Origin of the sequence: Neisseria sp. HMSC065D04, from assembly GCF_001815675.1 — a bacterium.
Lineage (GTDB): Bacteria > Pseudomonadota > Gammaproteobacteria > Burkholderiales > Neisseriaceae > Neisseria.
Genome location: NZ_KV821530.1, coordinates 1 through 1,776, shown reverse-complemented (window position 1 = coordinate 1,776; position 1,776 = coordinate 1). Strand labels below are relative to the sequence as shown.

At 54.0% G+C, this 1,776-nt stretch carries 1 protein-coding gene; it reads right to left on the bottom strand.

From position 1 onward, the window contains the following. Nucleotides 1-96 precede the first annotated feature (96 nt). A complete protein-coding gene (gene ftsY, locus HMPREF3050_RS09325) occupies nt 97-1,437 on the bottom strand; it encodes a signal recognition particle-docking protein FtsY (RefSeq protein WP_070774598.1) in 1,341 nt (446 codons plus the stop codon). Between the last annotated feature and the right edge of the window lie 339 nt (nt 1,438-1,776).

Genomic DNA, 1,776 nt, shown 5'->3' with positions numbered 1-1,776 from the left:
GCCGTACTGGTTTAAAGTTAATCCACTATAAAAACGCATCCGCAGGCATTTTGCCGTATCGGGATTTTTCGTTATCGGACTGTTGCCCGATTTGGCTTAGTCCAACAACGCGTCCACAAAAGCGCGCGCGTTAAACGGACGCAAATCGTCTATGCCTTCGCCCACGCCGATGTAGCGGACGGGGACGGGGCGGTCGGAAGCAAGCGCGGCGAGGATGCCGCCTTTTGCCGTGCCGTCGAGTTTGGTCACAATCAGCCCCGTCAGCCCCAGCGCATCATCAAAGGCTTTGACTTGGTTGACGGCGTTTTGCCCGATGTTGGCATCGAGGACGACGATGATTTCGTGCGGCGCGTCGGGCATCGCTTTTTGCAGCACGCGTTTCACTTTTTTGATCTCTTCCATCAAATGAAGCTGAGTGGGCAGGCGGCCGGCGGTGTCAGCAAGCACGATGTCGATGCCGCGCGCTTTGGCAGCTTGGACGGCATCGAAGCAGACGGCGGCGGAATCGCCCGTGGTTTGCGAGATGACGGTTACGTTGTTGCGTTCGCCCCATGCCTGAAGCTGCTCGCGGGCTGCGGCGCGGAAGGTGTCGCCGGCGGCAAGCAGCACGGATTTGCCCTGAGCTTGGAAATATTTGGCGAGTTTGCCGATGGAAGTGGTTTTACCCGCGCCGTTGATGCCCGCCAACATGATGACGAACGGCTCTTTCGTGTCGGGCAAGACCAGCGGTTTTTCCAACGGCTTAATCAGGTCGTACAAGGCTTCTTTCAATGCGCCGCGCAACTCGTTGCCGTCTTTCAGCCCCTTGAGGCTGACGCGGTTGCGCACGTCTTTCATCAGGTATTCCGTCGCTTCCATGCCCATGTCGCTGGTAATCAGCACGGTTTCCAGCTCTTCGTACAAATCTTCGTCGATTTGCCCGCCGCCGAACACGCCCGCCAGCGATTTCGCCATTTTGTCGCGCGATTTGGTCAAACCCTGTTTCAAACGCGCCGCCCAGCCGAGTTTGGGTTCGGTTTCGGACGGTTCAGAGGTTTCAGACGACGTGGCGACGGCTGTATTGTCAAAGGCCGGTACGGAATGTTCTTCGGATGTTGCAGGCGCGGCTTCGGCTTGGGTTTCTAAAGTTTCGACAGCTTCTGCGGTTTCAGACGACCCGTCGCTGACCGCTTCATGGACGTATTCGACCGTTTCGGAAACATGTTCAACCACAGTCTCGCAGATTTCTTCGGCGTGCTCTTTTGCACTTTCTACCGCCGTTTCGACTGCCGCCATCAGCTCTTCCGCTTTTTCGCCGATATTTTCCTGAACCGTTTCAAGCGTTTGCGAAACGCCTGCTTCGGCGCGTTCTACGGCTTCGGCGGTGGTTTCCTGAATGCGGGTTTCTTCTTGAGCGGGCGTTTCCTGTTTTTTCTTGCGGCGGAAGAAGCTGAACATTGAATTTTCCTTTTAATTTTAGAAACTTGAAATAGGGCGTATTGTAGCGTATTTTGCGCGGCAAGGTCGTCTGAAAACGTGATAATCGAATAAGGTTTGCTGACGTGTTCCGCGGATGGAAGTACAATACCCGTCTTCTCGGTTTCTGCTATTCGGGGCGCCGCATCGTTCCCAAGTGGAATAAGGTTGTTTTACTCCGTATCGTTCTGATTTTTAAAAGGTAAGCCAAAATGAAAAGAATATTTTTTACCATCCTGTTTTTGTCTACGGCTGCCTATGCCAGCCACACCTACTCATCAGACAAGTTGACTTGCACATACCAAGATTTGACCGCCCCAA